This window comes from Effusibacillus lacus, assembly GCF_002335525.1.
Taxonomy (GTDB): Bacteria; Bacillota; Bacilli; order Tumebacillales; family Effusibacillaceae; genus Effusibacillus; species Effusibacillus lacus.
Window position 1 is genome coordinate 62278 of sequence record NZ_BDUF01000112.1, and the last position, 22768, is coordinate 85045.

21 protein-coding genes are annotated in these 22768 nt (G+C 44.9%); 17 read left to right on the top strand and 4 right to left on the bottom strand.

All coding sequences use genetic code 11. From position 1 onward, the window contains the following. The first annotated feature begins 1 nt into the window (after position 1). From rfbB to EFBL_RS19550, 4 genes are read left to right on the top strand one after another with little or no spacing between them, the layout of a single operon-like run. On the top strand, positions 2 to 1042 hold the full coding sequence (rfbB, locus tag EFBL_RS19535; RefSeq protein WP_096184320.1) for a dTDP-glucose 4,6-dehydratase: 1041 nt from the start codon (positions 2 to 4) through the stop codon (positions 1040 to 1042). After that, positions 1039 to 1890 (top strand): dTDP-4-dehydrorhamnose reductase, encoded by an 852-nt coding sequence (gene rfbD / locus EFBL_RS19540; protein ID WP_096184322.1) that lies wholly within the window; start codon positions 1039 to 1041, stop codon positions 1888 to 1890. Before rfbB ends, rfbD begins: the two co-directional genes overlap by 4 nt. After that, complete coding sequence (locus EFBL_RS19545) at positions 1887 to 2510, top strand: class I SAM-dependent methyltransferase (protein ID WP_096184324.1); 624 nt, start codon at positions 1887 to 1889, stop codon at positions 2508 to 2510. The genes rfbD and EFBL_RS19545 overlap by 4 nt, the downstream gene beginning before the upstream one ends. A 60-nt stretch (positions 2511 to 2570) precedes the next feature. After that, positions 2571 to 3359, top strand: coding sequence for a carboxypeptidase-like regulatory domain-containing protein (locus EFBL_RS19550; protein ID WP_096184326.1), 789 nt, complete (start codon positions 2571 to 2573; stop codon positions 3357 to 3359). A gap of 56 nt (positions 3360 to 3415) precedes the next feature. Here the strand turns inward: EFBL_RS19550 and EFBL_RS19555 are convergent, their stop codons facing one another. The 4 genes from EFBL_RS19555 to EFBL_RS19570 form a co-directional block, all read right to left on the bottom strand. Further along, positions 3416 to 4627: a glycosyltransferase family 4 protein gene (locus tag EFBL_RS19555; RefSeq protein WP_096184328.1), complete on the bottom strand. Its 1212-nt coding sequence runs from the start codon at positions 4625 to 4627 to the stop codon at positions 3416 to 3418. Between the two features lie 53 nt (positions 4628 to 4680). Continuing rightward, a complete protein-coding gene (locus EFBL_RS21010; RefSeq protein ID WP_096184330.1) occupies positions 4681 to 5316 on the bottom strand; it encodes a hypothetical protein in 636 nt (211 codons plus the stop codon). Then, a complete protein-coding gene (locus EFBL_RS19565) occupies positions 5291 to 6541 on the bottom strand; it encodes a glycosyltransferase family 4 protein (protein WP_096184332.1) in 1251 nt (416 codons plus the stop codon). The genes EFBL_RS21010 and EFBL_RS19565 overlap by 26 nt, the downstream gene beginning before the upstream one ends. A 207-nt stretch (positions 6542 to 6748) precedes the next feature. Further along, complete coding sequence (locus tag EFBL_RS19570) at positions 6749 to 7360, bottom strand: glycosyltransferase (RefSeq protein ID WP_165912621.1); 612 nt, start codon at positions 7358 to 7360, stop codon at positions 6749 to 6751. 651 nt (positions 7361 to 8011) lie between these two features. Here EFBL_RS19570 and EFBL_RS19575 point away from each other — a divergent pair. The 13 genes from EFBL_RS19575 (at position 8012) to EFBL_RS19635 (ending at position 22668) form a co-directional block, all read left to right on the top strand. Further along, positions 8012 to 9163, top strand: a complete 1152-nt coding sequence (locus EFBL_RS19575; protein WP_096184336.1) for a glycosyltransferase family 4 protein — start codon at positions 8012 to 8014, stop codon at positions 9161 to 9163. Next, positions 9160 to 10185, top strand: a complete 1026-nt coding sequence (locus EFBL_RS19580) for a CotS family spore coat protein (protein WP_165912620.1) — start codon at positions 9160 to 9162, stop codon at positions 10183 to 10185. Before EFBL_RS19575 ends, EFBL_RS19580 begins: the two co-directional genes overlap by 4 nt. Positions 10186 to 10188: 3 nt before the next feature. Continuing rightward, complete coding sequence (locus tag EFBL_RS19585) at positions 10189 to 11181, top strand: CotS family spore coat protein (RefSeq protein ID WP_096184340.1); 993 nt, start codon at positions 10189 to 10191, stop codon at positions 11179 to 11181. A 77-nt stretch (positions 11182 to 11258) separates the two neighbouring features. Then, the gene (locus tag EFBL_RS19590; RefSeq protein WP_096184342.1) at positions 11259 to 12329 is read left to right on the top strand and encodes a glycosyltransferase; all 1071 of its coding nucleotides are present in this window, start codon (positions 11259 to 11261) and stop codon (positions 12327 to 12329) included. A 24-nt stretch (positions 12330 to 12353) separates the two neighbouring features. Continuing rightward, on the top strand, positions 12354 to 13103 hold the full coding sequence (locus EFBL_RS19595) for a glycosyltransferase family 2 protein (RefSeq protein WP_165912619.1): 750 nt from the start codon (positions 12354 to 12356) through the stop codon (positions 13101 to 13103). Between the two features lie 43 nt (positions 13104 to 13146). After that, entirely contained in the window at positions 13147 to 14325 is a 1179-nt protein-coding gene (locus EFBL_RS19600) for a YheC/YheD family endospore coat-associated protein (RefSeq protein ID WP_165912618.1), read from the top strand. Continuing rightward, positions 14295 to 15041 (top strand): GT-D fold domain-containing protein, encoded by a 747-nt coding sequence (locus EFBL_RS19605; RefSeq protein WP_096184348.1) that lies wholly within the window; start codon positions 14295 to 14297, stop codon positions 15039 to 15041. The genes EFBL_RS19600 and EFBL_RS19605 overlap by 31 nt, the downstream gene beginning before the upstream one ends. Positions 15042 to 15045: 4 nt before the next feature. Next, the gene (locus EFBL_RS19610) at positions 15046 to 16356 is read left to right on the top strand and encodes a UDP-glucose dehydrogenase family protein (protein ID WP_096184350.1); all 1311 of its coding nucleotides are present in this window, start codon (positions 15046 to 15048) and stop codon (positions 16354 to 16356) included. A 1-nt stretch (position 16357) separates the two neighbouring features. Continuing rightward, positions 16358 to 17308, top strand: a complete 951-nt coding sequence (locus tag EFBL_RS19615) for an NAD-dependent epimerase/dehydratase family protein (protein WP_096184352.1) — start codon at positions 16358 to 16360, stop codon at positions 17306 to 17308. A 360-nt stretch (positions 17309 to 17668) separates the two neighbouring features. Continuing rightward, positions 17669 to 19828 (top strand): LuxR C-terminal-related transcriptional regulator, encoded by a 2160-nt coding sequence (locus tag EFBL_RS19620; protein WP_096184354.1) that lies wholly within the window; start codon positions 17669 to 17671, stop codon positions 19826 to 19828. Between the two features lie 225 nt (positions 19829 to 20053). Beyond that, positions 20054 to 20215, top strand: a complete 162-nt coding sequence (locus EFBL_RS22015; protein ID WP_369690113.1) for a Spo0E family sporulation regulatory protein-aspartic acid phosphatase — start codon at positions 20054 to 20056, stop codon at positions 20213 to 20215. Between the two features lie 106 nt (positions 20216 to 20321). Further along, complete coding sequence (locus tag EFBL_RS19630) at positions 20322 to 22328, top strand: FapA family protein (protein WP_165912616.1); 2007 nt, start codon at positions 20322 to 20324, stop codon at positions 22326 to 22328. 28 nt (positions 22329 to 22356) lie between these two features. After that, a complete protein-coding gene (locus tag EFBL_RS19635) occupies positions 22357 to 22668 on the top strand; it encodes an STAS domain-containing protein (RefSeq protein WP_165912615.1) in 312 nt (103 codons plus the stop codon). Positions 22669 to 22768 lie beyond the last annotated feature (100 nt).

Consider the following 22768-nt stretch of genomic DNA (forward strand, 5'->3'; position numbering starts at 1 on the left):
CATGAAATTACTTATTACCGGCGGAGCCGGCTTTATCGGTAGTAACTTTATACGGTATATGATTCGCAAATATCCCCATTATGAGATCATCAATCTGGATCTTCTCACATATGCGGGAAATCCGGAAAACCTCGAAGATATAAAAAATTATCCAAAGTATCGGTTTATTCAAGGAGATATCTGTGACCGGGAATTGGTTGACACTCTCGTCTCCGGGAAGAACTCAGGGATTGCCGGCATTTCTCCAGGGCGTTCAGACGTGATTGTCAACTTTGCTGCCGAATCTCATGTGGACCGAAGTATTAAGGAACCGGATCTGTTTATTCGCACCAATGTTTTAGGGACACAAACCCTATTGGAAGCGGCCTGTAAATACAACGTTAGGAAGTTCATCCAAATTTCCACCGATGAAGTTTATGGAACTCTCGGTACAACCGGCTATTTTACAGAAGAGACACCGCTTGCTCCCAATAGCCCTTATGCGTCCAGCAAGGCGGGGGCAGATCTGCTGGTGCGTGCCTATCGCGAAACATACGGATTACCGGTAAATATTACCCGTTGTTCCAACAATTATGGCGCCTACCAGTTTCCTGAGAAGTTGATTCCTCTAACGATAACGAATGCCCTGATGGATGAAGAGCTTCCGGTTTACGGTGACGGTGGGAATGTGCGGGATTGGCTGCATGTGGAAGATCATTGTGCAGCAATTGACGCAGTGATCCATCAGGGGAAGCCTGGTGAAATTTATAATATTGGAGCAAACAACGAGTGGTCCAATCTGAATATTGTAAAGAAAATTTTGTCTCTGGTAAATAAACCGGAAAGCTTGATTCGTTTTGTCGAAGACCGGCCTGGTCATGACCGTCGTTACGCGATTGATGCCTCCAAGCTGCGAACCCAATTGGGATGGGAGCCGAAATATACATTTGAAACAGGGATCAAAGAAACGGTGGAATGGTATATCAACAACCGAGACTGGTGGATACACATGAAGAGTGCAGCTTCCAGGGACGATTATCGAAGGCAGGGATTGATTCGATGAGAGTTTTGATTACTGGAGCAAACGGGCAATTGGGGACCGACCTGGTCAGTACCCTGTCGGATCATCACCAAATCTTTGGCTTTGGCCGGCAGCAGCTGGATATTACCGACTTGCCCCAAGTCCTTCAAGTGGTTCAGCAAATCAAGCCGGACGCTGTCATTCATGCCGCAGCTTATACGCAAGTGGATGAGGCTGAATCCAATCAGGACCGAGCCTATCTTGCCAATACCTATGGCACCCGTAATCTGGCTGCAGCCGCCCAAAAAGTGGGGGCAAAGCTCGTCTATATCAGTACAGACTATGTATTTGACGGGCAGAGCTCAATTCCCTATAAAGAATTTGACCGGACCAACCCGCTGAGCGTGTATGGGAAATCAAAGCTGGCGGGAGAAGAAATGGTTAAGACTCTCTCCGACAAATACTTCATTGTGAGAACCTCTTGGTTATTCGGCAAGCATGGCCATAATTTCGTAAATACCATGTTAAAACTTGCTCAGTTGAGAAATGAATTGTCCGTAGTTTATGACCAGACAGGAAGTCCAACCTATTCGCCGGATTTGGCACAATTTCTAAAGGATTTGCTTGTGACAGACAAGTATGGCATCTATCATGCCTCCAATACCGGTATGTGTTCCTGGTACGAATTCGCGACAGCAATTTTTACCGAAGCAGGAATCGAAGTAAAAGTAACCCCTGTCGAAACAAAAAATTTTCCTCGCCCTGCGCAAAGACCTTCTTTTTCCGTTCTTGACCATACATCCATTCGGTTAAATGGCTTTGCCGAATTCCGGCATTGGAAAGATGCCCTGCGGGATTTCATGGGATCGGGAAAGTGGGGAGCAGAGTGAAACAAATCGACATGACGGAGATAATCGGCCGTATTCATAAGGTTGAGGGATTTTTGGAAGAGTGGGAAATGATCACCCTGTTCTTACTGCCCTCGATGGTAGATGAAATAGAGGGACAGATTGTGGAGATCGGAACATGGATGGGAAAGTCTGCGATTTGTCTTGGTTTGGGCAGTCAATATGTCAGCCGTAAAAAGAAAAAAATAGTTACGATTGATACTTTTGATTGTCGGGGAAGATTTGGCAGTCTAAAAAGAGAGTCCACCTTGGAGGAATTCAAGACAAATATCAGCCAATTTGAATTGACGGATCGTGTTGACTGCATTATTGGAGATTCCAGATTGGTGAAGGATCAGGTAACGGATCCCATCAGCCTGTTATTCATTGATGGGGACCACAGCTTTGAAGGGGTTTGGAATGATATAAAAAACTACAGCGAGAAAATTTCAGAAGGTGGCCTGATTGTGTTTCATGATTATGGTTACCCGGGTGAACCCGATGTGGCTAAGGTGGTCGATCAATTTTTAGACAGAAATCCGGCATATGAAAAATTAATGCAGTGCAAAACAATGCTGGTTATCAGAAAATCAGTTCGTAGTCAGGAGGATATCATTCCATGAACAGGAGCAAATGGTTCCCGGTCTTGTGTATCGGAGGAATTTTTAAACAGGAGGGCACTCATGAATAACGAGGAATTTACAGGCCGGTACCACGATGGATGGGTTTCCAGGCGGTTTGTACTCCCGCTTCGGAATATTAAGAAGGAATCCTCCCTGACTATTGAAGGCCGCAGACTGCCTTATCCGGAAAAATTGGATCTTTCCATCTATGTGAACGGACAATTGATTCATCAAGCAAGCAATCTTGGCGGACAGTTTTCGATTCGTGCCGAAATTCCGCCGCTGTTCAGGGGAAATTTGGAGATTGTGGCGAGCGATACATTTGTTCCCAAGGAAAAAGGAATCAACGAAGACGAGCGAAAACTTTCCTTTTTATTGGATGAAATCATCGTTCCCGGTCTGCCGGATCTAATGGAGCCCTACGTCAATATATTCAGCTTTAAACCATCGAAAAAGGTTTATTTTTTGGAAGAAGAGGTATGGGATGAATTGTCCTTTTTACTGGCTGACACTTACAAGATTCCTGACAAGGAAATGTTGGAACCGTTAAAAGGAGGAGAATGGTGGGGGAAGATTCAACCTTTACCGTCTTCTTCGTTAAAAGGGACAGTGTATGACAAATTTTCCGGTCAACCCTTAGAAAAGGCGGAAGTTCAGATTTTTGACAGGGATCAGAATCTCATAATGGAAATCCCGGTTCATCACACGGGGGACTATGAGTTCAACGGACTGGCGCCGGGAGAATATATGGTAAAAGGAACATCGAAAACATATGGGGACCAGGAAATCAGAGTCCAGGTAGCCGGATATGGAAAACTCATTCATATTCCGATGCTGCCGCTTTCCTGATGTTCTGATGACAAACAACCCCGGAGTCAATACAAATGAGGCGCTTGGCAAGCGCCTCATTTGTATTTATCAGCTGCTTTTCTGTATACATCCAGTGTCCGTTCCACCATGATATCCGGACGCCAGTATTTTCTGGCCCAGTGTTTGCTGTTTTCTGCCATGTTCTTTCGTAATTCGGGGTTATTCATAAGAGTCAGAATCGCTTGGCATAACTCCATGACGCTGCGGGGTTCCACCAGCATACCGGTGTGCAGGTGACTTACCAGTTCAGGATTTCCCCCCACACGGGTGGTGATTACGGGAAGTCCTGTCACTTGTGCCTCCATCACGGCTAAAGAATGGTTTTCCACCAAAGTGGGCAGAACGAATAGATCCGCCTGTTTGAATAAGTAATGTATGTCCTTTCGGTTGCCCAAAAATTCGACATGATCCTGCAAATTCAATTCTTCAGCCAGTTCTTCCAATTCTTTTCTCATTTGGCCGTCTCCGGCAAATTGACAGACAAAGTCATCCCGGAACCCGGTTAGTTTGGCAAGCGCCTCCAACAGATAACGCTGTCCCTTGTATGGTACCAACCGTGCCGGACAGATGATCACCAACTTATTGTCCGACCGGGGAATGCGTTTGATCGAATCCGTTTCCCGTATGATTTTCTCAGTGTTTAACCCGTACGGAATCACCGTTAAATTGTCGGGGGGGACAAAGAAACGGTTGATATATTCCCTGCGCAGCCATTCACTTGGCAGAATTGTGGCATCCGGCGAGGAAGCTCCGAGATGTTCTTCGACAAAACTGTATTTCCATCGCATCGTCCCTTCTTGCTCAATTTCTTTGGTTATGAAAAACTCCTCCATCAATAATCCGTGGATAGTGGCTACGTGAGGGATGTTTGCAGGTTTCACTCTGGAAAATGCCCTTGTTGAAATGACATCGTGGGTGTGAATGATGTCATAATCATCCAATCCCAGTAACACGGATGCCATCTCAAACACATATCGTTCAATCTCCCGATAACGGGCCCAATTGTCCAGATCCGGCAGTTCCTGGTCAAAGTAATCCATCATCATATCGTGCATCGGGAAAAGGATTGGTTTTTTCTCGACGACCCTTTCACCTGTAACCAAATAAACAGAATTCATAGGCGGGTGATGCGCCATGATGTCCACCTGATGTCCCCGCTTCTCCAATCCTTCCCTTAAGATCCGCAAGTAGGTATCCACCCCGCCCACATGCGGTAAATACCAGAACGTTGCCAACAATATTTTCATCCATTTGCCTCCGTTAAAATCGTAATGAATTCTGTATGAAAACTGCCCCCCGTTTAAGACAACGAAGGGGGCGCAGTACTTTCATTTGAATCTTTCATTTCACTTTGGAAGGCTGTGGCTTCTTCATGTGTAATTGTTGCCAAGAATCTGTTATAGTCAATGGAATTGTTGTCAGAGATCGTGGGTTGCAGCAGATTCCAGGCAACACGTTGTGACAGGACATTGATAAAGGCAGGGTCGGGAATCGAATAGCCCGTCGGAACGGCTGCATAGACAATGTTCCATGTCAAAGGATCCATCCAAACGTTAGGAGTTTCGGCTTCAAATGAGAACAGGGAATTGTACAATTTGTCTCCCGGGCTTAAAGTGTTCCAGTTTGTGTTCAAAGGAACTGCGTACTCGAGGAGTTCCTCCTTGTCTTTCTTCTGCTTGGAGTTCTTACTTTTGGAGGGTTGTTTTTTACTAGTGTTCTTTGTTTTCTTAGTGTTTCGGGTTTTGGATTTTTTGGTTGTCTTGGGTCTGGCCTTTGACCGCTTCTGTCTGTTTTTCTTCTTTGTTTTCAGTTTCCTTTTTTTAAAAGTCTGCTTGTTTCGCCGTTTGGCGACTTTCTTATTCTTACGCAGTTTCGACGAACTTGTTTTTTTCTTCGATTTTCCTCTCCTCTTAGTTTGTTTGTTTTTTCCGTCCACCGCGAATCCCCCCTTTTCGAAGATTCGGAGTCACTTTTTCATAGATAGTCAAAATTCGCTCCATCATGGTATCCAAAGACCATTGCAGCATGCCCCATTGTTGGGCGTTCTCACCCAACTGGCAGCGCAGGGAATCGTTTTCTATCACCCTTTTCAGGTTTTGAAATAAAAGTTCGCTTTCACCTGCAGGGGAGATAAGGCCGGTTATTTTATGAGTCACCATTTCCGGTATGCCTCCGGCGTCAGACACTACAACTGCTTTACCGGCAACCTGTGCTTCCATCACGGAGAAAGGATGGTTGTCTTGCAGGCTGGGCAGTACGAATATGTCCGCTTGTTTGAGCAAGGCCGGAACGTCCTGTCGGTTTCCCATGAAAATCACGTGATCCTGAAGATTTAAGGATATTGTCTGTTTTTCCAGTTTCCTGCGTAATCTTCCGTCTCCAATCAGCCAACAAAGCCAGTCATCGCGTTCTTCCTTCAGCTTTGCCAATGCATTGAGGAGATGCTTGTGCCCTTTAACCGGGACAAGACGTGCCGGACAAACGAGAATTTTTTTGTCTGGAGGGACATTTACCGCAGTTTTGGCATTCATTTTCTTAAAGAAAGCGTTTATATCCATACCGTAAGGAACGACAGTCAGGTGGGAACCCGGGACATTAAAATCTGTGCTTAACAGGTTCTTCAGCCAATGTGTCGGGACCATTGTAATGTTGCTCGATGTGGATCCGTAGTATTCTTCGGCGGAGACATAGTGCCAGGGGAGAGAATTTTTGCTTTTGATTTCCCTGGAATAAATGAATTCTGTAGCGAGACATCCATGGATGGTAGCAATTAATGGGGTGTCATTTGATTTCACGCGCCACAAAGCTCTGGTGGAAACCAAGTCTTGGGTATGGATCAAATCATACTTTTTCAGGCCAAAAACGGCAGCTGCGGCTTCAAAACTGTAACGTTCGATGTCTCTCCAGCGAATCCAGGGGTCAACCTGGGGCAGATATTGTTCGTAATAGGTCATCATTTTCTCGTAAATCGGGTCTTTGATTTTAGGTTTGTCAATGTAACGTCCATTGTTTGGCATGTAGTATTTTTGCATGTCAGGATGATGGGCAAAAATATCAACTTCATGCCCCATTTTCTCCAACTCTCGTTTAAGCGTATAAACATAGGTTGATACACCACCCACATGGGGAAGATACCAATAAGTTGCCAGCAAGATCTTCATTCACACCATCCTTTCTGCACCGATGTCTTTACATTCTATGTCCAAATTTGCCCCCTTGAAATGGATATAAGAACTAACACAAAGACCCGTTTTTACTTGCTGACTCTTCCCATCCTGTGCCCAATGAACTTTACTGTTGGGGCTTGTACCGAACGGATAGGCTTGCAGAGACTATGTAGAGACGGGACCGCTCCGAGTGGAGCGGTCTCACTTGACGTTGAAAGGAGTCAGTTTAAGGATTTCACTGTAAATGTCAGGTAAATCCTTCAGAGAACGACCTGACAGCAATTTTAAAGACTTTGCTACTATCTCCGCACCGTTTCGGGGTATTTTCTGAAAGGCACGTTCAATTCGGGAAGCGTTGGACAACACATTTTCCACCCGATGAGCCAGGTCCTCCGGACTAAGTTGGTTGGAGGCCAAGCAAAGGCTGCTGCCTGTAAGATCCCGCAGCATCATGTTCTTCACTTCCCTTTCTTTAGAATCGGCAGGCAAAGCAAGCAATGGAGTTCCTGTGGAGATGCAATCTGTAAGAATTCCCATACCGGGTTTGCTGATCACAAGGGATGCAGCGTTAACCAGATCGCTACCGTTTGAAAATAAGGGGGCCCTGATGATCCCATGTCTGAATTGGTAGTCAACTCCATTCAATTGGTTGGCGATTACTATTCGGTAAGGGAGTTGAAGTTTGTTTACTTTTTCGTACCACTCCCGCATGTAAGCATATCGGTACTTCCCGATTCCACCTCCCATTTGAACAAGAATAAACTGTTCGTTCTCAGGAATTCCCAACAGGGATTTGACCCGAGACGGTTTCATGGTTGGTTTTCTAACAATCAAGGGAATAGGAACGTAATAAGTGTCAAGTTTTGGAATACCCCTAGGGGATTTAAGGTTGATATGAAAGAAAATATCTGTTGTTCGTTGGGAAATATAACGGATCTGACGTTTAAATTTTTTGGTTAACATTGTGTCTTTGTCAGAGAAACTTATGTCACTGTGATAGATCCCCGCGATGATAGGGCCCGTCCCTGTACGGGCCTCTTTAATTTTTTTCACTTCTTCTCTCCAGTCATGTACGATCAGATCCGATTTCAAGAATCTGTCCATGTCCGCTTGTAACTTTTTGTTTCTGGTCGTTTTAATTTTTATGTTGGTCAGGTTGGAACGAAGCCAATCTGGAGATTTGCCAAATGTATGAATTTCAATCTTCCTGTCCGAGATTTTACGAAATGATTTTATATTGGCTACACAACGAGTAAGATGTCCCAAATTTCTCCCTACAACGTACCGAATCAATTGGTTTCACCCCTTGCTATCGTATGTGAGTAAGGATTTTCAAGTGTAAGGTCTTTATCTGATTGCCAAAAATAGGCCCATATTCTTAGGAAATTTACGTATCTGCCCAAGAACAACATCAGCAGAATTCATAGTATAGTCTACAGATTGTGCGAAGATTGGAGGGATCTTATGAAACTTGCGTTCATTTGTACCGAGAAGCTTCCTTGTCCCGCAATCAAGGGAGGGGCTATTCAGATTTTAATTGACGGTGTTTCTCCTATTCTCAGCAAGAACTATGAACTTACGATCTTTTCAATACAAGATCCGAGTTTACCAAACAGAGAGAAACGGGGACGGATTGAATATATCCGACTTCCCTCCGGGAAACGATATCCGGAAGCTGTAGCCAAAGAATTGGGAAAAGGGAATTATGATGTTATTCATGTATTCAACCGCCCCAAAAACGTTCCGATATATGCCAAAGCGGCCCCCAAAAGCCGTTTTGTTTTAAGCCTTCACAACGAAATGTTCGCAAAAGAGAAAATTTCAGCAAAAGAAGCGGAAGAAGCGATACGGTCCGTCAGGACAATCATGACAGTAAGCGATTACATCGGACGGACAATCGTGAAACGGTTTCCCTCCGCCAAAAACAAGGTGCGTACGGTTTACTCAGGGGCAGATCTGAGCACGTTCATACCCGTCTGGTCAAAGGAGGGTATCAGGATTCGGGAGAAAGTACGAAAGAAAATCGGAGCAGAGGGGAAAAAGATAATCCTGTTCGTGGGGCGTCTGAGTGCTAATAAAGGCCCTCATATTCTGATCAAGTCACTAAAATATCTGCTGAATAAGCATAAAGATGTCGTTCTGGTGATCGTCGGGGGCAAATGGTTCAGCGACAACAGTATCGACGGTTATGTGCGTTCGCTGCATAAGTTGGCGAAGCCGTTTAAAAAGCAAGTAATATTCACAAAACATGTTGCACCTAAAGAGATCCCCAAATACTATCTTGCGGCAGATGTGTTTATCTGCAGTTCCCAATGGCAGGAACCGCTGGCGCGTGTACACTATGAAGCATTGGCCGCTGGTCTGCCCGTTATCACCACCAAGCGGGGCGGCAACGCGGAAATTGTAAAACATAAACAAAACGGTATCGTGATTAAAGACTATAAAAATCCAAAGGCTTTCGCGGAAGCAATTGATTCGCTTCTGTCAAATCCCCAAAAGGCAGCCAAAATGGCGCAAAAAGGACGGCAGTTCGTCAAAACCAACTATCAGTTCAAACATGTGGCGCATAGGCTGGAGAGAGTTTATTTGGAAGCGGTCGGGGGGATATTGCAGTGAAAGAACCGATTGAAGTGGTGCTTAGGCAGTATCCGCTTAAGGTCAAACGGGTCACTGTCATTTCTTACAAAGGAAAAAAAGGGGTCTGGAAGGTCGATACTGACCGCGGAACAAAAATACTGAAAAAGTTTCCGGGCTCCAAAAGCCGTCTGCGTTTCATACTGGCCGCAGTAGAACATCTGCAAAAAGGTGGTGTTCGCATCCCCAAGATCGTAACTGCCCGATCGGGCGAGGAATTTGCGGAAGCGGGCGGCAGTTGCTTTGTCTTGAGTGATTACGAGGCCGGACCCAACCCTGAATATGATTCCAAACAGGAACTGCAGGAGATTATGAAGGCACTCGCAATTTTTCACCGGGCATCGAAAGGATTCAATCCGCCCGCAGGAACTGACAGCAGGGAGCATCTTGGGAAATGGGCAGACGGCTATCGTAAGCATCTTGAGGATCTTGAAAAATTTAAGCGGATGGCTGCCCGGGACAAAAGTAAATTTTCCACCCTCTTCCTTCAACATGCCGATACCTATATTCGTCAAGGCAAGCAGGCACTGGCGATTATCGAATCCGGTGTTTACACTCAATGGTGCCGCAAAGTGAGGCAGCATAAAAACCTCTGCCATCAGGATTTCGCATCCGGTAACCTGGTCCGGACCAAACGAGGAATAGTGGTACTCGATATGGACTCCCTCACTTATGATGTCCCGGCGCGGGATTTGCGCAAAATCATGAACAAGGTCATGAAAAAAAAGGAGTGGAGCCGAGAAAAGGCCACTCGTATGCTATCAGCTTATCATTCGGTCAATCCGTTGTCTGACGACGAATATCGGGTGCTGTACGCGGATTTGCTATTCCCGAATCTGTTTTACGGGATCAGCAGCAAGTACTTTCAAAGAAGGGAAAAGGAATGGAATTCCGACAAGTTTCTGGAGAAGCTTAAGCTGATGGTCCGGTCTGAGCAAGCGAAGCAGAGTGTGCTTGCCGATTGGGACCGCATTATCAAGCAGGTCAGAAGCGGAAAGGAGTAGAGAATGGGCAAACAGTCAAACAGATTGGATCAAAGGGTACTGGCCGCCTACAAGTTGAAACCGGAGACTGTGCGGGTCATTCAAGGAGGCGAGCAAAGAACAGTCTGGAAAATAAAATCGCCGAAAGGAACCTTCTGTTTGAAGAGATTGGGTCGCCCGCTGGAGAAAGTCCATTTTTCAATTCAGGCCCATTCTTACCTGGCAGCAAAAAAAGCGAATGTTCCCGGCATTTTTCGAAACGCTCAAGGAGCACTTTATACGGAAATAGACGGTCATGTTTACGTGTTATACCAGTGGATAGAGGGAAGGGATCTGCACCTTGACAGGTCGGATCATCTCAAAAAAGCGATCCACGGTTTAGCCCGTTTTCACAAGGATTCAATCGGGTTTGTTCCCGCCGTTAACTGCAAAGAATCTACCAAATGGGGCAAATGGCCCGATCACTATCGATCGATGCTGGAAAGAATGAAGGCATGGAAGAAATCGAAGATTTCCTCCCCGACAGCGGAACTTTATCGCAAATACTCGGATCAAATGATTCGACAAGGGGAACAGGCTTTGAAGTTGCTTAAAGCATCGGATTACCGAGCTTGGTTAAGCCGCTCCGAGAAAATGAAATGCTTATGTCATCAAGACTATGGAGAGGGCAACGCACTGCTGACCCAAGACGGTGTCGTCGTTCTAGATCTTGACAGCGTCACCTATGATCTGCCTTTGCGGGACCTGCGGAAGGTAATCCTGAAGCAGATGAGTGAACGGGGAAAGTGGGAACCCAAGCTCCTCGAAAAGATAATTGCATGGTACACATCTGTCCATTCTTTAACCTCTGATCAACTGCGCATCTTGTACATCGACTGTTTCTTCCCGCACTTGTTCCACGATACTGCCAAGAATCCTTTGCAGAAGGGGAAATCGATATCTTCCGACAAAATGATGCGAACGGTGAAACTGGAAAATGAAAAAGCTGGGCACCTGCAAAGACTTCTATCGGGTTAGACAGCAGTACAAGAACATTTATCCCCGGTCACATAGTATAGGTTAGCTCGGGCGATCGGTTTGGAAGGAGGGGTGTTGTGAGCAGGATAGCAGTAATCCGGTCCTGGTATCTGCCGTCAAGTGAAACTTTCATCTATTCGGAATTGATTAATCTCAGCAAGGTAGCCCCGATCGTTTGCACGAAAAAGGTCATGAACCTGGAGCGTTTTCCCTTTCATTCGATCTATCTGTTTAAAAAATCGAATGAATTGGAAAAGGTTCTGAAGAAGAGAAATATCGATCTGATTCATGCACGGTTTGGGACGACAGCGGTTGAATTGCTTGATCTCAAAAAAAAGTTGGGAGTACCGATGCTAACCTCATTTCACGGATTTGATCTCCCATCCAACAAGGTCAGCTACAAGAAATACAAAGGGAAGCTGCAGCAATTGTTTCAAGAAGGGGAAGCATTCACGGTTACTTCGAACAACATGAAAAAAATACTGATGGATTACGGTTGTCCCAAAAATAAAATTATCGTGCATTACAGCGGCATAGATGTTGATCGATTCGAGTTCAAAGAACGAAAAATTCCTGAAAATAACAAAATCAGACTGCTTTGTGTTGGCCGAATGGTAGAGAAAAAAGGAATGAAATATCTGATTAATGCTTTTCACCGTGTTTACAAAATATATCCGAATATCCGGCTCCACATTGCGGGAGACGGACCGCTCCGCAAAAAGCTGAAGAAACAGGTGAAAGAACTGAAAATCGAGGGGAAGGTTAAATTTCTCGGTGAAATTTCGCATAAAGAAGTCGTTAAAGAAATGCACAAGGCACACATCTTTGTGCTGGCGAGTGTAACCGGCAAACACGGGAATCAGGAAGGCATCCCGAATGTGCTTAAGGAAGCGATGGCCACCGGAATGCCGGTGATTTCCACAAAGCATGCGGGAATACCGGAGCTGGTTCGTGATGGAAAATCCGGTTTTCTTGTGGATGAAAAAGACTCGAAAAAGTTGGCAGAGAGGATTCTGGATCTGATAAGAAATCCCGACCTGTGGATAAAGATGGGCAAGAAAGGCCGGGACACAGTGAAACGAAAATTCAATTCAGCAAAGCAGGTGGAGGAGTTGGAAAAAATCTATGACATTCTTTTGAAAAAATAGTCAATCGTTTCGGGAGGTGAGGATGTGCCGAAAGTCAGCGTTATCATACCGACCTATAACAGAGGGTCGTTTGTCATCCATGCGATTGAAAGCGTCCTGGCTCAAACCTTTAAAGACTATGAAATTATTGTTGTGGATGACGGTTCTGCCGATAATACCCGGGAACTCGTGAAAAAGTACGGCGACAAGGTACGCTATATCCATCAGAAAAATCAAGGACCTTCCGCAGCCCGAAATACGGGGATACGACATGCAAAAGGGAAATACATCGCCTTTTGCGATTCGGACGACCGCTTTCTGCCCGACAAGCTGCAGAAACAAATGGACTATATCAAGCGCCATCCCGACTGCCGGTTTCTATACACCTGGTACTACAACGTTGACGCCGAGGGAAGAAGAACCAAGCTGAGAAAGCCGACAAAGTGCAAAGGCAGGGAGCATCTGCAGTACTGCTTGTTCACTCGCCGTTTCACCATCCGAACTTCAACAGTCTTGATTCACAAAAAATGTTTTCAAAAAGTCGGAATGTTCAATGAAAAATATCTCTACTCCCAGGACTGGGATATGTGGCTGCGTCTGGCTTCCCGCTACCGGGGGGATTGCCTGCAAGAACCGTTGTCCGAATACTTGCTGCACGGTAATAACCGCAGCAGCCTGAGTGTGAAGACCTATCATCCGGAAATCATCAAATCCACCCTGAAACTCTATGGCTGGAGTAATAAGAAACTGAAAAAACTCGAGAAAAAATACGGAATAAAACGCAGAAAACACTAGTAACCACAAGCCGGATCCCATTTCCAGGGAAGGGGGACGCAAATTGGAAGAGCAAAAGGCGGATCTGGGAGTGCTGTTGGATGAGTCTCAATTAAAGGCGGCATTGCAAGAAAGCTACGGTTTTGAATATTTGCCGTTTTATGTCAGGACGGCCAAGAGAGCCGGGGTCAACGTGATCTTTTTCACTCTTCCTCCATCGCCCTTGAAAACAGGGCGGATACGGGCATACGCCTGGAATTCGTCAACAAAAAGCTATCAGGCTGACACATACACGATTCCTTCCGTAATACACAATCGACTGATTGTGTCGAAAGCCAATCTGCGAAAAATTCGGGGGCTGCTCCCGAAACACGCAATCCTATACAACGGGCTTACCCGGTTCGATAAGTGGGAAGTACACAGACTGCTCTCCCAAAATCCGGATACTCTGCAATATTTACCGATAACAGAGGTATTCCGGTCTCAAAAGCAGGTCTCGCATTGGCTGCAGCAATATGACAACGTGTACCTCAAGCCCTGCAACGGAAGTTTAGGGATGGGAGTGATCCGGCTACGGCAAGAGACTGACCAGCTTGAGGTATCCCATAGCAATAAAGGAAGTTCACTGCACTTTGAAATCCCGATGGACGGATTTGGGGGACTTCAGAAGAGCATCAGAAGGCGCCCCTATCTGATACAGGAAGGGATCTCGTTGCTGCAGATTTCTGAGCAACCGGTAGATTTTCGGGTGTCCGTTCAGAAGGGTGCCGCAGGCGAGTGGACCGTTTCAGGGGTCGTAGGCAAGGTGGGAGTTCCGGGTGCTCACGCAACGAATCTGGCTGTCGGGGGGAAAGCAATCTCGGCTACTGAGATATTAACGACCGCATTCGAAAAGCAAAAAGCCGATCAGATCTATGCGGATATGAAAGAGGCCGCATTGAAAATCGCCAAACAGCTTGAGACGATCGGTCCCTTCATGGCCGATTTCGGTTTGGACCTGGCTGTTACTATGGATGGCACGATTAAATTTATTGAAGCGAACGGAAGGGACTTGCGCATCACATTTCGGGACGCCAAAAAGCCTCAAATGTGGCGGCGTACATTTCAAAACCCGATTTTATACGGAGTTTACCTGTTGGGTTCCAATCACGCAGAGCAAGGAAGTGAAACTGCGGGGACGGAAAAACAGGACAGTTCTAAGGGGGACGGGAAGTGGAAAAAATTTCGTTCGGCAAAACGCTGAAAACGGAAGAGGTTATCGAGATCATTGATCAGGCAATCCGTGCCAAAAAGCCGTTCAGTCTCGTCCGGGTCGGGGATGGAGAGAATCTTGTGTTGGCGCAGCAGCATGTAATGCCCATCAAACGTGTAATCCGAACTCGATGGGGGAGACGATCCAGGACGACCAAGACGAAAGGGATTCGGCTGCCAAACACAACAGCCCGTGACAGAATGATTGAAGCAATCAAGCGAGCGGATCTTGTGGGAATCCCTGATTACAATGATGGAGAACTAAAAGCCCCGCAGAAATATCTACGGCCGCTTACCAACAAATGCTTTAAAGCATATGGAATTCGTCCCAAAAGGGTATGTCACACTCTGGTCAATCGTCATTTGGTTGAAAAGAAGAGTTTCTGGGAGATGCTGCGTGGACGCAAAGTGGCCTTGATTTCAAAGTGGGCCGATTCCTTTGCGGATTTGGTCAACAAGCAGTATCCGGAATTTAACATTAAGATTGTAAAGCGGATTTCGTTTTCCCAGTATAACCAAATCAAGGATACTGTACGCCGGATGAAAAACGTTGAGTGTGACATAGTGCTGATTTCTGCGGGTGTGAATGCGGTGATACTTGCGGAAAAATTAGCCCGGGAACAAAAAAGGGTAGCGATTGATTTCGGCAAATCAGCCATGTTCATGGTACAGAACAACACGGATCGGCTCCAGCCGTGGAAGGGATGAGAACATGAAAATAACCGTCATTGGATCCGGTTATGTGGGTACAACCACGGCAATTGTACTCGCATCCATGCATCACCAAGTAATCAGTGCGGATGTTGACAGGGGAAAAGTAGAAAAACTGAGGCGGGGAGTCCTGCCGTTTGTGGAGTCCGGGCTGGATAAACTTCTCTGTGAGATGCACGGTAGCGGTCAATTGGAGTTTACCTCCAACATTGAGGCAGCAATTCGTGACGGGCAGGTGATTATTATTACGGTGGGTACCCCGTCACTGCCTGATGGCAGAGCGGATCTCCGTTATCTGCAAACGGTAGCGGACACGATTGCGGGTTCAATCAACGAGTATAAAGTAATTGCTGTTAAAAGCACTGTACCGGTAGGAACCAACAGGTGGCTGTCCGAATACCTTGCTGAAAAAATAGGGACTGCGGAGTTGTTTGACGTCGTATCCAATCCGGAATTTTTAAGAGAAGGCTCCGCATTGTATGACACGCTTCATCCGGAACGAACGGTCTTGGGCGGAAACAGCAGCCGGGCAATGGCCATTCTTCAGGAAATATACAAACCGCTTGACAGCGGTTTTATCCTGACCGATTGGGAAACGGCTGAGCTGATTAAGTATGCTTCCAACGCTTTTCTTGCCACCAAGATTTCATTTATTAATGAAGTTGCACGTACTGCGGATCAGGTCGGAGCGGATGTGACTACAGTTGCCCGCGGAATGGGGATGGATACACGGATCGGGTCCCAATTTCTGAAGGCGGGGATCGGATATGGGGGCTCCTGTTTTCCAAAGGACGTGAAGGCACTAATCCATACCGCGAAGGAATTGGGGATTGATCCGAAAATCCTTGAGGCGGTGGAGGCTGTTAACCGGACACAGACAGAATACTATTTGAACAAATTAACCGACGTTCTTTTGGCGAATGCAAAAAAACCGTGGACGATCGCTGTGTTGGGCTTAACGTTCAAACCGGATACGGATGACCAAAGGGAATCGCCGGCAATTCGCATGGTTGAACAATTGTTGGAGCATTGCATTGAGATTCGTATTCTTGATCCGACTATCCAGATGCCAACCCAGACTCCTTGGCCGGATGAACCGAAAATAGCGGTCTGCAGTACCATTGAAGAAACTTTATCTGCAGCGGACGCTGCAATTCTATGCACGGAATGGGAACAATTTGGTAAGATCAACTGGAAAGAAACCGTGCCTATCATGAGACATCCGATCCTGTTGGACGGAAGGAATTACTATGAACCGGAGCACATGAAGGCAGCGGGAATTCATTACATCGCGGTTGGAAGAAGGAGTTAAGATGAAGATTGTTGTGACAGGTGCTGCCGGCTTTATCGGTTCGAATTTGGTCGATCGGCTGCTGCGGGAGGGCCATGAAGTAGTTGGAATTGACATGTTGACGATTCCCGAATGGGAAGCGGTGAAACGCCGGAACATTTCGGAAGCGATGAAGAATGCGAACTTTCAGTTTAGGCAAAGCGATCTGCTGCAGATGAATCTGCCGGAAATTCTGAAAGACGCGGATGTGGTGTTCCACCAGGCGGCGATTGCGGGTGTACGAAAGAGTTGGGGAAAGGATTTCGGAGAATACGTCAATCTGAATATCCTGGCAACTCAGCGGTTATTGGAGGCCTGCAAGGATACAGGAATCAAGAAGTTTGTCTACGCTTCCTCCTCTTCCGTATACGGCGGAACCGACGGTCCGACCGATGAGGATGCCCCCTTGCTTCCAATATCACCTTACGGTGTCAGCAAGCTTGCGGGTGAACAATTGGTGCGTATGTACCATGTCAATTATGGACTTCCGACCACTTCACTCAGGTATTTTACCGTATATGGCCCCAGGCAGCGGCCGGATATGGCTTTTCACAAGTTCCTGAAGGCGATCCTCGACGGTCAGCCAATCCCTCTCTACGGGAATGGGGAGCAAACACGGGATTTCACTTTCGTGTCCGACGCGGTGGAAGCAAACATGTTGGCTATGAATCTGGGTGTGCACGGGAATGTATTCAACGTGGGCGGTGTGGAAAGGGCTTCCGTCAACGAAATCCTGGCCATCATGCAAGAGGTTACCGGAATGCAGGTAAGAATCGAGCATTTGCCAAAGCAACCGGGGGATCCCCTCCATACTTGGGCCGACATTTCAAATGCCCGTAAGATAATGGGGTACAGCCCGAAGATTCAATTAAAGGAAGGTCTTGCCGCAGAGTGGCATTACATTCGAGACCTATACGGCAAAGGGGATTCGTGAACTACCCTCCACTTCACCTTACGGTTTGAAGTGGGGGCTTCCTGTTTCAACAACCGTTGCCTTCTCTCCAAAGAGAGCCGGCCTTACACAATCTCCACAGGCGTACCTTCGACAGATCCCTCTGTCTACGTACTTATCTCAGAGATGCGGGGAGATACTGGATCATTTTGTAATGACAGTAGATCCGGATCAGAACTTGATAGAGGTGTCCAATTACATAAGCAGGTAAAAGTCCTGCCGGAGTTGGTCTATGGGTCGAAAGGACCATCCCAGCTTTTACAATATATGATATAGTGAGTCCACAAAAAGAATATCGATACATGGGCAAAGGAAATTTTATGTCTAAAAAGAGGTATACAGATGAACAACAGCCTAGAATTGCTACAAGATTTGCAAGAAGCCTATGCCTTCGGATGCGATATGACGATTTTTATTACCGACTTGAAGGGAGAATACATTACACAGCCTTCGAATGTGACTCCTTGCACAAGCCTCTTCCTGCAAGAAACCAACTCTTCTTTGTCCATTCATTACAAACAAGTTTTGGATATGTTTCCTTCCATTGCAAAACCTATCATTTGTGAACTGCACCCGGGTATCAAAATTGTGTTGGCCCCGGTAAAACTGAACAATAAGACTCTGTGCTATGTATGGGCAGGAGTGTTTATTGAAAGTAATACATGTGATGTGGTCTTGGCACATGTATCCTCCAATTTTAATCTTTCGAAGACAACTATCGATGTACTTTCGGGTATTAAAGACTTTACCCATGAACAGCAAATGCAGTTGTTGAATCGTATTCGAAATATGACGGAAATAATTTCCCAATATCTAAGCCTTAAAACGAAAGCATTTTCAAGAAAAAAACGATTAAGTATTGTAAATAAGTTTGTGAATCAAACTCGAGCCGCATATTCAGAATGGGAAGGACAATTAGATCTTTTAACAAGCATTTCAGCCATTGATTTTGTAGGCATTGCAACAAAAGCCGATTCAGAAACTTTTTGTGTTTCAAGATTAATTGGCCAATACCAAGAAGATTTGGTTGGAGTTGATTTTTTCATTGGGGAAGGCTTTTTGGGATATGTAGCGGCCACTGGACGTTTTGGATTTTGGAGCGATGTTGCAAGTGACCCGAGAAGCTTGTTTTTTGCAAAGCGAAATATGTTTCCCAGAGTATTGTTCTGTTATCCTTTAAAGATTGATAAAGAAGTTGTGGCTCTCCTGTTTGGAGGAGGTTCTCAACGAACGAGCTTGGATATTGATGATTTGCAAATGATTCAAACCTTCGGTGCTATCCTTGAAGTCATGTATGCCAATCAATCATCTTATAAAATTCTTAAAGATAAACAAGGAATGTCAAGGATCCTGTTTGATTTGGGAAAAGAACTGGTGAACTCTCAGAACCTTACAGAATGTTTGCGGCTGCTGGTCCGTTTCTGTCAGGAAATCACAGGGAGTGCTTTCTCCTGCATCATCTATAACAAGAGCAAAAATGAGAATCGGATCGAAGCGGTTGCCAAGGGGATAACGGGCGACAAGATTCAGGTTTACAGTAATGAGGTGGCAAACAGATATATTCGGCCTCGTTCTGAAATCATGTATATTTCGGAGGAATATTATGAACGACACACTGATTTGGGGAATGTAGAGGAGTACCCGATTGTTTTTCAGAATCGGGTACAAGGTGTGTTGGCTGCGGAAAAAACAATGACCATGGAACCTTCGCAGAGGAAGTTTCTCTCCTCTATCTGCATGATTTCAGGATTTATCATACATGCGATTCAAATGATGGAAGATCTTCTGCCAAAAGAAGACATGATTCGCATTCTTCACAAAACGATCTCTGAATCGGATCCGCAGAAATATGAATTGACTTTGCAAGCAAGCAACTTGTCCCGTCTGTTTTCAAAGACAATTGGTTTGTCCGATTCCGAGATGAGTCTGATATGCAATGCATGTCTGCTTGTACCTTTTTCACCTGAATTTATTAAAGAAGAAGTGGGAGATATCAGGATATCCAAGATTGTGCAGGGATTTGCCCATTTCATGACTTCAAACAAAGCAACTTCTGAAAACGATCTTACGATCATGAAGGAAATCCAGATATTGATTTTGGTTTTCCATTATTTGTCCAATGAGGAACAAATAAAAAATATGAATTTACTTGATTTGATCGATCCTGTTTTGTACAAACAGTTCAAAGCCTTTATAGTACGTGAAAAATCAGCTCAGGAAGATTTGTTGCTCTATCAGGAACCGGAACATGAGACCTACGATGAATACTTACTCATTGAACGTATTAAAAAAGTAATTCCGTTTTCGGAAAGAGAGTGTGATGTATTACGATTCGTTATTCAAGGCTTGGCTAATCGAGAGATTGCCAAAAAATTGTTTATCAGTGAACATACGGTGAAGAATCATTTGACGAAAATATTTCAAAAAATGCAGGTTACAGATCGTCAACAGGCAATCTCCAAAATATACCAGTTTAGACATATCAAAAACAGGAAATTTTAAAAAATCGCGCTTAAATAAGCGCGATTTTTTATTGCTGCAAGATATGGAATCATTTCCTATGCAGGGTATGGACAAGTTAGGAAACACAACGGATGTTTCAAGCATTTTTTTTAGTCATAATTTTGTAAACAAGAATAAAGAATCTTCTCGTAAGTTGCAAAACTGCTGAAGTAACTCATTTTGGGGATGATGAGCATGATCAGGGACCGAAAACTTGATAAGTTGATGCAACAAATCAACAAGGGAAAGAAGGAATTGCTGGAACTGTTTGAAATGAATCCTCAGTTGTTGCGGGAACAACTTTTGAAAAAAAGCCAGGAACTGGATAGGTTAATCGTACAGTACTATAAAAAAATCCGATCAAATAGTAGAGAAATGAGAGAATAAGAAAAATTTCCTACTCCAAATTTGACAAAATAGGAAATGCAGCTGATTTTACAATTTGTTTATAACTTGGAAAATATTAAAAAGACCTATAATGGGGGTGAACTCCATGGGGATTCGAAAACTTAGGATAACGGCCAAAACGGTTCAAGAAGCTTTGGCGGAAGCAGTAAACCATTACCGTATTCAACTTGAAAAAATTAACTATATAGTGGTTGACAGTGGTTCAAAAGGTTGGTTCTACAAACGGCCTGCAGTGATTGAAATCTCTTTAGACGAACAGCACATGACGCCTGACAACGAAGCAAATAATGAACGAGAGCGAACGGTATCGGATCATGAGCGAACTGACATTGACGGATATGCTTGGGTGGAAGATGGGAGGATTTATTGCAAGAACGGGTTACACCATTATCCCCTGATAACCGTTTGTGAAGGTGTTCAGGTTTTTGTTAATGGAAGAGAGGTATCTGGAACGGTTGTAGTCCGGGAGGAAGATCATATTGTAGTGGAGTCACAATCAGATTTGGTTGAGACAAAAATATCTTTATCTGTTGCGGAAGATAACATGAAAGCAACAGTAAAGATTTCACCGGGGTACCTGATCCAACGAAATCTCGTCAATCAACCGCCAAGCACGGAACTGGTGCTGAAAACAGTCGAGAGAAAAAGCAGTCCCAGGAACAATGTAAGACCGGAAACTATCATGGATCTGCTAAATAAGAAGGGAATTACCTTTGGCATAGACTTTTCATCTATTGACCAGGCCTGTAAGGTATTGGAGGAAACCGAATTCGTTGTGGCCAGAGGGAAGGAACCTGTAGCGGGAAATGATGGCACTCTGGAATTTTTATACCAGAAACGGCGGATGCTTGATGAATGGGATCAAGATTTTGATCCGGACTGGAAAGAATGCTTTAGTTTGCCAAAAGTACAAGCCGGCGAGGTCATCGGGTATATTGTCCCTGCTACAAAGGGAAAAGAGGGGCGCAATGTGTTCGGAGACATTTTGCCGACAACTGATGGAACGGAGATCACCGTAATTGCTGAAGAGGAGGTATCGCTGCTAGAAACGGAAAGAAAAATAGTAGCCAAGACAGAGGGACGGGTTAAAATCACAAAATACTCGAACAATACTTTCGGACTCTCCATCTTGCCTCAATATATCTACACCGGCAACCTCGATCGCGAAGAACGGGAATCCATTATTTTTGCGGGAGATGTAGTCATTTGCGGGGATGTAGGTGCTGGCACCAAAATTCAAGCCGGTGGAAATGTTCTGATAAAAGGCAGTGTTTCAAAAGCGGACATCCAGGCGGCAGGAGATATTAAAATATGCGGTCCCGTGGTGGAAGCGAAGATTTCAAATGAAATTGACGTGCGATTTGCAAAAAGTGTAGTGCAGGGAATTGCTTCTATTGAGGAGTTGCTCGAAAGAATAATTACTGCATTAAGACAACTGGAAGCCAACAAGTCGTTTTCAGATAAGGATTTGGCTAACCAGGGATTAAAACCGTTGCTGGAACTCCTGGTCAAAATCAAATTTCAGGAACTGCCGTTACGAATTCAGGAATTGAATGGCATCGTAAAACAGGATGTAAGTCTCTTGAAAAACCATCTGGTGCCACTCGTTAAAACATTGCATGATGCATTCGTAAAACTTGAATCCACCTTCTCGAACGTAATTGAAATAACCGAATGTAAGACAAAGCTGGGAAGCCTGAAAAAACTGCTGATCCTCAATTGCCACAAGAAAGCCAATATTAGGGCCACGAGTTTCACAAGGAGTCGGGTCTCAGCGCAGGGGAATATTTATGTTGACAAGTTCAGTTACGCCTCGAATCTGGATGCCAAAGGAAAGGTTATAATAAATGGCCGTATCCGAAACGGAAATGTTCAGGCAACTGATGCAGTAGTGGCGCATGAGGCGGGGTCGCTTACCAACAATAATGTATTCATTAAGGTTCTAAACGAAAAAGGTCAAATCAAGATGAATCAGGTTTGGGCCGCAACTTCCATCCAGATTGGGGATACAGAATATAAGTTCCCGGACAACAAGTGGGGAGTCCAAGCCCGATTGATGGATGGAAAAGTTGTTGTTGAAGAGAACTGGTAGGTTTTTAACGAATTGGGGTGGGATTGAAATGTTTCTGATATCAACAATCAATCAGGGAGACAATCTGGAAATTCGATTTGATGGATCTTTGGATATCAGCGGAGTTGAGAATTTTGAAAAACTGCTGTCCGAAATCGATTTGTCCCAAATTAAAAGCGTGGTTTTTAATTTGGAAAAACTTACTTTCATCGATTCTACGGGAATTGGATGCATCTTAAAGCTGTCAAACATACTTGAGGAACAAAATATTGTTTCCTCCTATACGAACGTGAGCGATGATATACAGGAAATTTTTTCGATCATCGGAATTGAGGATCTATTAAATCCGATAGATTCTTAACCATTCATAGTAGCTCGGAATTAGAGACATGATTCTGAGTCTGAATAAGGGGTGAAGTGGCTACAATCGTTCATTTTTGTTTAGTTTGAAAGCCATTTTC

Coding starts and splice junctions, on each gene's coding strand:
- rfbB (WP_096184320.1), top strand. CDS start 2: ATGAAATTACTTATTACCGGCGGAGCCGGCTTTATCGGTAGTAACTTT.
- rfbD (WP_096184322.1), top strand. CDS start 1,039: ATGAGAGTTTTGATTACTGGAGCAAACGGGCAATTGGGGACCGACCTG.
- EFBL_RS19550 (WP_096184326.1), top strand. CDS start 2,571: ATGAATAACGAGGAATTTACAGGCCGGTACCACGATGGATGGGTTTCC.
- EFBL_RS19555 (WP_096184328.1), bottom strand. CDS start 4,627: ATGAAAATATTGTTGGCAACGTTCTGGTATTTACCGCATGTGGGCGGG.
- EFBL_RS19565 (WP_096184332.1), bottom strand. CDS start 6,541: ATGAAGATCTTGCTGGCAACTTATTGGTATCTTCCCCATGTGGGTGGT.
- EFBL_RS19570 (WP_165912621.1), bottom strand. CDS start 7,360: ATGAAACCGTCTCGGGTCAAATCCCTGTTGGGAATTCCTGAGAACGAA.
- EFBL_RS19575 (WP_096184336.1), top strand. CDS start 8,012: ATGAAACTTGCGTTCATTTGTACCGAGAAGCTTCCTTGTCCCGCAATC.
- EFBL_RS19585 (WP_096184340.1), top strand. CDS start 10,189: ATGGGCAAACAGTCAAACAGATTGGATCAAAGGGTACTGGCCGCCTAC.
- EFBL_RS19610 (WP_096184350.1), top strand. CDS start 15,046: ATGAAAATAACCGTCATTGGATCCGGTTATGTGGGTACAACCACGGCA.
- EFBL_RS19615 (WP_096184352.1), top strand. CDS start 16,358: ATGAAGATTGTTGTGACAGGTGCTGCCGGCTTTATCGGTTCGAATTTG.
- EFBL_RS19620 (WP_096184354.1), top strand. CDS start 17,669: ATGAACAACAGCCTAGAATTGCTACAAGATTTGCAAGAAGCCTATGCC.
- EFBL_RS22015 (WP_369690113.1), top strand. CDS start 20,054: ATGCAACAAATCAACAAGGGAAAGAAGGAATTGCTGGAACTGTTTGAA.
- EFBL_RS19630 (WP_165912616.1), top strand. CDS start 20,322: ATGGGGATTCGAAAACTTAGGATAACGGCCAAAACGGTTCAAGAAGCT.
- EFBL_RS19635 (WP_165912615.1), top strand. CDS start 22,357: ATGTTTCTGATATCAACAATCAATCAGGGAGACAATCTGGAAATTCGA.